This is a genomic window from Alteromonas abrolhosensis (assembly GCF_001953635.1).
Taxonomy (GTDB): Bacteria; Pseudomonadota; Gammaproteobacteria; order Enterobacterales; family Alteromonadaceae; genus Alteromonas; species Alteromonas abrolhosensis.
The window spans coordinates 1-8,502 of sequence record NZ_MEJH01000025.1; the positions used below are offsets into that span (position 1 = coordinate 1).

General features: G+C 40.7%; 12 protein-coding genes. All 12 read left to right on the forward strand.

What is annotated here, in order from left to right:
• Positions 1-429: 429 nt before the first annotated feature.
• The 12 genes from BGK61_RS19655 to BGK61_RS19300 all read left to right on the forward strand — a co-directional run bounded on the left by BGK61_RS19655 (position 430) and on the right by BGK61_RS19300 (position 8,145).
• Positions 430-672 (forward strand): hypothetical protein, encoded by a 243-nt coding sequence (locus BGK61_RS19655; protein WP_234349558.1) that lies wholly within the window; start codon positions 430-432, stop codon positions 670-672.
• Positions 673-2,202: 1,530 nt separating this feature from the next.
• The gene (locus BGK61_RS19240; RefSeq protein ID WP_076012860.1) at positions 2,203-2,544 is read left to right on the forward strand and encodes a hypothetical protein; all 342 of its coding nucleotides are present in this window, start codon (positions 2,203-2,205) and stop codon (positions 2,542-2,544) included.
• A gap of 186 nt (positions 2,545-2,730) precedes the next feature.
• On the forward strand, positions 2,731-3,372 hold the full coding sequence (locus tag BGK61_RS19245; protein WP_076012861.1) for a YIP1 family protein: 642 nt from the start codon (positions 2,731-2,733) through the stop codon (positions 3,370-3,372).
• 129 nt (positions 3,373-3,501) lie between these two features.
• Entirely contained in the window at positions 3,502-3,858 is a 357-nt protein-coding gene (locus BGK61_RS19555; RefSeq protein WP_157888804.1) for a CpXC domain-containing protein, read from the forward strand.
• 120 nt (positions 3,859-3,978) lie between these two features.
• On the forward strand, positions 3,979-4,320 hold the full coding sequence (locus tag BGK61_RS19260) for a hypothetical protein (RefSeq protein ID WP_076012864.1): 342 nt from the start codon (positions 3,979-3,981) through the stop codon (positions 4,318-4,320).
• Positions 4,321-4,445: 125 nt separating this feature from the next.
• A complete protein-coding gene (locus BGK61_RS19265) occupies positions 4,446-4,754 on the forward strand; it encodes a DUF6980 family protein (protein ID WP_157888805.1) in 309 nt (102 codons plus the stop codon).
• Positions 4,755-4,869: 115 nt separating this feature from the next.
• Positions 4,870-5,289, forward strand: a complete 420-nt coding sequence (locus BGK61_RS19270; protein WP_076012865.1) for a hypothetical protein — start codon at positions 4,870-4,872, stop codon at positions 5,287-5,289.
• A gap of 552 nt (positions 5,290-5,841) precedes the next feature.
• Positions 5,842-6,132, forward strand: a complete 291-nt coding sequence (locus tag BGK61_RS19280; RefSeq protein ID WP_076012867.1) for a hypothetical protein — start codon at positions 5,842-5,844, stop codon at positions 6,130-6,132.
• Between the two features lie 149 nt (positions 6,133-6,281).
• A complete protein-coding gene (locus BGK61_RS19285) occupies positions 6,282-6,740 on the forward strand; it encodes a hypothetical protein (protein WP_076012868.1) in 459 nt (152 codons plus the stop codon).
• Positions 6,741-6,862: 122 nt separating this feature from the next.
• Positions 6,863-7,093 carry a hypothetical protein gene (locus tag BGK61_RS19660; RefSeq protein WP_057794160.1) on the forward strand — a complete coding sequence of 77 codons (231 nt, stop codon included), beginning with the start codon at positions 6,863-6,865 and terminating at the stop codon, positions 7,091-7,093.
• A 150-nt stretch (positions 7,094-7,243) separates the two neighbouring features.
• Positions 7,244-7,585, forward strand: coding sequence for a hypothetical protein (locus BGK61_RS19295; RefSeq protein WP_076012869.1), 342 nt, complete (start codon positions 7,244-7,246; stop codon positions 7,583-7,585).
• Positions 7,586-7,743: 158 nt separating this feature from the next.
• Entirely contained in the window at positions 7,744-8,145 is a 402-nt protein-coding gene (locus BGK61_RS19300; RefSeq protein WP_076012870.1) for a hypothetical protein, read from the forward strand.
• Positions 8,146-8,502: the final 357 nt, after the last annotated feature.

Consider the following 8,502-nt stretch of genomic DNA (forward strand, 5'->3'; position numbering starts at 1 on the left):
TGGGAGCAGTTTAAAGAGTACTTCTTACCTATCTTGCCAGAAGATAAAAAAGTAGTGGGAGTAAATCTTTCTGGGAAAAATCTTACAGGCATTGACATACCCGCATCACTTTTAGTTAAGCAAGTAGAGGCATTCTGGTAATGTCTCCTAACAAAAAAATTATGTCGCCCGCAGGCGGGCTGGGACACAAACAGCCAGGCGGCTTCGCCATTATAGCCTGCCTGTTTGTGCCCCATATTTAGAAGTTATAAGGCGTCAGCCTAAGCTTCGTTTGGCTAAATAAAAAATCCAGTAAAACTACCCTCACCTGTTTTCATTAGCATCGCTCTAGCTTGTGGTAGGTTTAAATCCGCCGCTTTCAATTCAAAGGTGGTGTAATAGGCGCTTTACCTTCTAGTTCTTATTTTCAGCCAGCAAGCGCCATTACACTTGATAGCTCAGATAGCGGCTAGCTTCTGTCAAATCAAAAACATCACTGCACAGTCGTTTTTCTTGTCTGCGTTAACAATCAATCGTATGCTGGCTTCAACAGTTTTTAAAAAGACCAAAGGAATTGGCTTTGCTTATAACAAGGCGCTTAAGGCCACTCCCTTCGGTCGCTCGGACGCATTTACGCGGGGCGGCTTCGCCATTATGCCCCACGCAACTGCGCCGCTTAGCTTAATGTTATAAGGCGTCAGCCTAAACTGCATTTGGCTTTATGAAAATCCCAGTGGAACTACCCTCTCCTGTTTTCATTAGCATCGCTCTGGCTTGTGGTAGGTTTAAACCCGCCGCTTTCAATTCAAAGGTTGCGCATTAGGCGCTTTATCGCCAAGTTATTATTCAACGTCAATAAGCGCCAATGCGTTCGACAGTTCAAATGGCGGCTAGCTTAAGCTAAATCAAAAACACTAGTGCACAGTCGTTTTTCTTGTCTGCGTTAACAATCAATCGTATGCTGGCTTTATCAGTTTTTAAAAAGACCAAGGGAACTGGCTTTGCTTATAACAAGGCGCTTAAGACCACTCCCTTCGGTCGCTCGGACGCATTTACGCGGGGCGGCTTCGCCATTATGCCCCACGCAACTGCGCCGCTTAGCTTAATGTTAGGCGTCATTTACTTACAGCATAAAAAGTGGGTTTAACCGTGACATTGAAGCATCAAGGTTGTTTCGCTAGGTTCTCTTCACAGCTAGCTTTCTCAGTTATTTTAACGACTTTAGCAACGCGCTTTTCATTAACACCGCAACGCCAACATTCAGCATAACAAGTTGTCTAAGCTCGCTCTTTTATCCAGCAATGCCCTTAACATCTGGCATTTCGCACAGGGTTGTTTTATCTTAAATTTAATAATTTAAACACGCGGCCTTATCGGCTAGTGGTGGCAGCAAAGCTGCGTTCGTTCCTTTGTACGCCTAACAAAACGCTGTTGGCACTCCCTTCGGTCGCTGGGACGCTAACACGTGGGCTGTCTCACTTCGTTCGGATTTTAGCCCACGTGCTAGCGCCCCAAAGCTTAGCGTTAGGTGAAACCGGAATGTTTACCTTTGGATTGAAGAAAAAAGATATCGCTTGCTGTTTGCTTTGTTACAACGAGGCGGAATATGTCTTTTCAAGAAGTATACGGAACTCGCTTCTTTCGCTTGCACTAATGCTTTATGCCATTACTTTTTTGGCCTTCGTGTTTTTTTCGCCTTCATTCTTGTATGTGTTTATTGTTGGTATTGTCGCTTCCTTCTTTGGTATTTTCACCAAGCTTTTTATGCACGTAGAGCTTCGTTGTAAAAAATGTAGAAATTCATTGTTAATCCAAGACTAGGTTGTGTTAGCTTTTTCACCTAACAAACGCATTAACACTCGCTGCGCTCGCTAGGGACAAAAACACGTAGGCTCCCTGCGCTTCGCTTGGTATTGTAGCCTACGTATTTTTGCCCGTTATGCGGGCCGTTAGTTGCCTCATGAAACTTGCTTTTTCAATTAGCGCCTCCATGTGTTCAATATATAAACAGCCGAGTAAACTGATATGAACAAGTTATTATTCTTTTTGGGTGCAATTCCATCAACGTTAACGTACAAACCTAATCAATATTTTATGTATTTTATTTGCTTCACTCTTGCTGTCCTTGGCGCGGTAATGTCCTACTTTTATTCTCCAATCGCCAATATGATTCCGGGGTTTTTTGCTGAATGGTGGANTGCTTCTACGATATGGATATTTTAATTGTTTGAATTAGCCTTAATAGCAGTAATTGCAACTATCCTAAATGCGTTAACTGTAGAGTTTCATTGCAGGCTTCAAACTCGCCATATAGCTAAACAAAGAACAGTTTCTAATTTGATTAAGCATTATCTTTTAATGCTACCTTTTATTTTCGGCATGCTGATCTTCCTATCTATTATTCATACCAAAATTAACCAATTGGGTATCAGCTCTGTTAGAGAATCATTGTTGTTATTGGGTTTGGTTGTTCTTTTTTTGTCGCCTTTTATCTATATCATGGACTGGCACTATCCAGGTTTAGTCAGCAAAATGGAAAACTGGAGAAAAGGAGTATCAGATTAAATGCAAATTCTAGGTAATTTTAGGGACGCACATAACAAAAAAATCAAGTCACTCACTGCGTTCGCTGGGACGCATACATGCGGGGCGGCTTCGCCATTATGCCCCACATGCTTGCGCCCCTTATTTAAAAGTTAGGTGCTCAAACACATGTTCAATCTATTGTGTTTTTTCAAAAACGGAATTTAAATGACATCAATTTTCAATCAATTTTACCGTCTATATTTTAGACCCTCACAATTCTTTTCAGATACAAACTTACTTGAAAATCGTTGGCTCATCTTTTTGGCTACGACTTTTTATAGTGTCATTGTCGTCTTTGAAAGGATAGAGCAAAAAGTAATTCGCTACGATATGGTTAATGTACCAGAATCTAAAGAGGCTCTATTAAACACAATAGTTACTAGCTGGTTTGTATTTTGGTCTGTATCTTTGGTTATCGGTCTTCTCTTTGCATGGTTAATATGGTGGATCGGCGGTTGGTTTTATAACTTACGAATAAAGTGGTGTGGTGCTGGTCAGTTCAATCGAGAACTAGGACGCTCTATTTACGTTATTTCTAATATGGTATACGCCTTACCAGTTGCAATAGGAATGCTTATTGTAACTATTTGTTATAAAGATTATTTAAGCTTCTATAGTGAAGATTATATATTTTCAATTGTAGCTATGGTTTTTGTTGTTTGGTCTCTAATCGCCAGTTATAAAGCTGTAGCTACAAATTTTAAAGTTAAAAGATGGTTAGCTATATGGTGGTTTATAGCTGCTCCAATAATAGTAAATATACTTGTCTTGTCTTTTTACGTTTTTGTTTCTTTGTATATAAAATAAAATCGCACCTAACAAGAAAATTAAGTCACTCACTTCGTTCGTTGGGACGCATACACGCAGGGCGGCTTCGCCATTATGCCCCATATGCCTGCGCCCCTTATTTAAAAGTTATATGCCTTTGGAGATAATTTGAGAATTAAACCAAGAATTGGAGTCATGAATGCAATGTTCGCTTATGTTGGAGCGGGTAGCATATTGATTGCTGTTTTCGTAATTCTTCCGGTTGCCTATTTCTTTGGGAAACAAGTGAACAATCTCTTGTTATTAAGCTTTATTCTTATCGGTATAGTGTTTTCAGTCTTACAATTCTTGCTTTCGTTTTTTGTGAAATGTCCTAGTTGCGGCAAAGCAATTACAGTCTCATTCTTCAAAAAGCCGCACCCAAATTCAAATGTAGATAGTGGCACTGAGCTAGCTCTCAAATGGTTTAGTGGTAAAGTATGTTGTATTCACTGCGGGAAGAAAGTTGATACTACCGGCATATAACAAACCAATTAACCTTCTCACTTCGTTCGCTGGGACGCATACACGCGGGGCGGCTTCGCCATTATGCCCCACGCAACTGCGCCGCTTAGCTTAATGTTATAAGTCATGGAAGCTAATTTAATGAATGTTGAGTTTCAATCATGGATTGAGAGCATTACCGAAAGGCCATCTCTCGAAGCAATTAACATTGGTTTGTTTCAGTCGCAAGATTCGTTCACTGCCTACCTTATTGGCTCAAACGAGTATGATCCCAATAATGATGATTGGGCTTGCAATGAAGATTTTATCCCGTCAAATAAGTATCTAGTGCTTAATGTAGATCTAACCGAATGGCATTCTGTTCAACAATTAGTAGTGGAGTCGGTGCAACAAATAATAAACTCAGGCCAACAAACAATTCTTAACTGTGCACCAAATGTCACGGTTGGTTTTGATGACGGCGATTTAGAAAAGGTGAAGTGACTTATAACAATCACATTAAGCCGCTCGCAGGCTCGCTGGGACAGTAACACGTGGGCTCTGTCGCTTCGCTCGGATTTTAGCCCACGTGTTACTGCCCCTTATGTGGGTGTTAGGCATTTCGCGATATGACCATAGTAATGATGCTTAGAAATGAACGACAATCACTACCTAAGTGTTGTTGTACAGACATGGAAGATGCAATTAAAGATGCTGAACACCCAATTTATTACAGTGGGGTTTATCAAGAGTATGGGCTGAGATTGAATAGCGGTTATGAATATTCAATCATGAAATACTGCAATTGGTGTGGTGCAGAATTGCCGTCATCCCGAAGAGAACAATGGTTCGACTCATTGGAAAAACAAGGTATAGATCCTTGGGAAAACGACATTCCAATTCATTATTTAAGTTCTTCGTGGTGGGAACATGCCTAACAAAACGCTGTTGCCACTCCCTTCGGTCGCTGGGACGCCAATACGCGGGGCGGCTTCGCCATTATGCCCCACGTATCAGCGCCCCAAAGCTTAGCGTTAGCTTTCAGGAGTAATATTGAACAAAACGGAAGTTTCAGAACTAGTTATTTCCTACTCTGACAAATATGGTTCAACCAACAAACCAGAGAGAAGAGATCTGCAAAACAAACTCAGAAAAGTGAAGTCAAAAGCTCTTTTTGACGGGCTATTCTCAATATTCCTCATGGAGTCATGTCCGGAATCATTTGCGCGTCAAAATAATGCTGGTTTAATGCTTTTTAAAATCAAACCTAAAGTTAAACTAGAACCATTGGAAATGCTTAGAGTTTGTCTCCCAACTTGGGACGTAAGCGTAGAGGAATTAGTATTCTACTTCGTAGAAAAGTGTGGAAAAGAAGAAATCGGAATAGTACTAGAGAAACTTAAATCTTTTCCACTATCTGAACGTGAATCGGAGGCATTGAAAAGCATGCACTTCTGGTTTGAAAAAGCATGAAAGCTAACAAACGCATAAACTCGCTCGCGGGCTCGCTGGGACAAAAACACGTAGGCTCCCTTCGCTTCGCTCTGTATTATAGCCTACGTATTTTTGCCCGTTATGCGGGTGTTATAAGGCGTCAGCCTAATCTTCGTTTGGCTTTATAAAAATCCCAGTGCAACTGCCCTCACCTGTTTTCATTAGCATCGCTCTGGCTTGTGGTAGGTTTATATCCGCCGCTTTCAAATCAAAGGTTGCGCATTAGGCGCTTTATCGCCAAGTTATTATTCAACGTCAACAAGCGCCAATGCGTTAGACAGTTCAAATGGCGGCTAGCGTCAGTCAATTCAAAAACATCAATGCACAGTCGTTTTTCTTGTCTGTGTTAACAATCAATCGTATGCTGGCTTCATTAGTTTTTAAAAAGACCAAAGGAACTGGCTCTGCTTATAACAAAGCGCTAAAGACCACTCCCTTCGGTCGCTCGGACGCATTTACGCGGGGCGGCTTCGCCATTATGCCCCACGCAACTGCGCCGCTTAGCTTAATGTTATACGCAAAAGGAAACCTGTGAGTAAAAAGGAATTTATTGGTCTTGTTGTATTAGTTTGCTTACTCAATTTTTTACTTCAAATTTGGTATGTAGGTAATGCAGGCGATTTCATTGCAAATTATGTTGGTTATCCAATAAGCGTTTTCATCATTCCTATTTTCTTATCACAATTGCTCCCTTATCTTGCTCTTTTAGCTAGCTTAAAGTCTCTGGCGCTAAAACAAAAACTGCAGTTATTTGGTATTCCTTGCTTTGTTTCGGTATGTTTAGTTTGTGGCTTTTACTTAGTAATGCAATATGGCGGTTGATTTTGGCTATTGCGTATAACAAACAAATTATGTCACTCGCTGCCGCTCGCTGGGGCGCAAACACGTGCGCGGCTTCGCCATTATTGCACACGTGTTTGCGCCCCATATTTGAAAGTTATGTTCAATCAAGGATGACTTAAATTCAGTATATGAAAAAGATAGTTTTAAATTTTGTAATATTGGCCTTAAGCGTTCTTATTGCATACTTCTGCCTTGAATCCATTGGAAATAATGAAGAATATTTTTCAAGACACAACTCTCCGACAACCATATTCCTCGCTTCGTTATTAGTAGCCAGTTGGTCCGCATTCAGCGTGGCAACAAGCCTGTTTAGTATATTTCTGCCTGAGTCAAATTGGTTAAACAGAGAGCTTTCAGAGATACTAAGGCTATCAAAAGGCCGACAGCCTTATTTTAAAGCTATAGGATATGTTTTTCTTGGCGTATTTTTTATCTTTGCTTCGGCGCCATTTATGGACGATAGCCACTCATTGTTTATAAATCAGTATTTGATTTTAGCCTTTGTCCTGATGGTTGGAGTAGTTTGCTTCATCTGGGGTTTGCTAAGAGCCTTTTTGACGTTAATAAGGTTACCCGATGAAGATTGAACATAACAAAACACTAAAGGCGCTCGCGCTGCTCGCTGGGACGCTAACACATGGGCTGCGTCACTTCGTTCCTAATTTTAGCCCATGCGTTATCGCCCCTTAGTGGGGTGTTATGTAGCACGATGAGAATTGAACTCCAAGAACTGAAAAAAGAAATGATTGCTCGTGGCGTGAACGAGTCAATCTATGCAATAGACACCCTTCCGTCTTACGAAGGCTTCTGTATCTATGATGCACGTAGTGAAATTGAAGTATTCTATTTTGAGCGTGGAAATCGCTTTGAACTAAAAAGTTTCAAGGATGTTCAAGAGGCAGTAACATGCTTCAAGCAAATGGTTTTTAATGAAAAATAGGCCGTATTGGGCTGTGCAACATAACAACTCAATCAACACACTCACTACGTTCGCTGGGACGCATACACGCGGGGCGGCTTCGCCATTATGCCCCACATGTCTGCGCCCGTTATTGAAAAGTTATGTGCTTCTACGATATGGATATTTTAATTGTTTGAATTAGCTTTAATAGCAGTAATTGCAACTATCCTAAATGCGTTAACTGTAGAGTTTCATTGCAGGCTTCAAACTCGCCATATAGCTAAACAAAGAACAGTTTCTAATTTGATTAAGCATTATCTTTTAATGCTACCTTTTATTTTCGGCATGCTGCGATTCCTATCTATTATTCAAACCAAAATTAACCAATTGGGTATCAGCTCTATTAGAGAATCTCTGTTGTTATTGGGTTTGGTTGTTCTTTTTTTATCGCCTTTTATCTATATCATGGACTGGCGCTACCCAGGTTTAGTCAGCAAAATGGAAAACTGGAGAAAAGGAGTATCAGATTAAATGCAAATTCTAGGTAATTTTAGGGACGCCCATAACAAAAAAATCAAGTCACTCACTGCGTTCGCTGGGACGCATTTACGCGGGGCGGCTTTGCCATTATGCCCCACGCAACTGCGCCGCTTAGCTTAATGTTACGTGCTAAGGAGATTGAGACATTCATGGAGTTAGAAGAATTAGCCTCAAAGATCCGTTCTATAATAGAATTTGAGACAACTCGATTAGAAGAACGAATAAAAACGTTGTATACGGTACAAAGCCTCTTTTTTGTTGCTGTATCTGTGATTTGGAAAGATAGTGCACAGCTAGTCGTAAGCATTTCAGTAGCGGGCTTCGCAAGCTTATTAGTTCTTTCAACTATGGTTACTCAGGCACAAGGTCGCGTCATTAATGCCGAGAAGGAGCTTCGAAGAATAGTAAATGGTAACGATAATCTTGAACTAGTTTATAAGGGCGGACTTCAACATGATTTCTATTTTTTAAAGTTGCCTCCGAATTTTTGGATAGCGATAACAACAGGCTTCATTTGGAGCTCTATAATCATTGAAAAGTCGCTCTTATAGAGCATACGCACATAACAAGCGCATTAACACAAGGGACAAAAACACATAGGCTCCCCGCGCTTCGCTTGGTATTGTAGCCTACGTATTTTTGCCTGTTATGCGGGTGTTAGTTGCCTCATGAAACTTGCTTTTTCAATTAGCGCCTCCATGTGTTCAATATATAAACAGCCGAGTAAACTGATATGAACAAGTTATTATTCTTTTTGGGTGCAATTCCATCAACGTTAACGTACAAACCTAATCAATATTTTATGTATTTTATTTGCTTCACTCTTGCTGTCCTTGGCGCGGTAATGTCCTACTTTTATTCTCCAATCGCCAATATGATTCCGGGGTTTTTTGCTGAATGGTGGAACG

Coding starts and splice junctions, on each gene's coding strand:
- BGK61_RS19245 (WP_076012861.1), top strand. CDS start 2,731: ATGACATCAATTTTCAATCAATTTTACCGTCTATATTTTAGACCCTCA.
- BGK61_RS19260 (WP_076012864.1), top strand. CDS start 3,979: ATGAATGTTGAGTTTCAATCATGGATTGAGAGCATTACCGAAAGGCCA.
- BGK61_RS19265 (WP_157888805.1), top strand. CDS start 4,446: ATGACCATAGTAATGATGCTTAGAAATGAACGACAATCACTACCTAAG.
- BGK61_RS19285 (WP_076012868.1), top strand. CDS start 6,282: ATGAAAAAGATAGTTTTAAATTTTGTAATATTGGCCTTAAGCGTTCTT.
- BGK61_RS19660 (WP_057794160.1), top strand. CDS start 6,863: ATGAGAATTGAACTCCAAGAACTGAAAAAAGAAATGATTGCTCGTGGC.
- BGK61_RS19300 (WP_076012870.1), top strand. CDS start 7,744: ATGGAGTTAGAAGAATTAGCCTCAAAGATCCGTTCTATAATAGAATTT.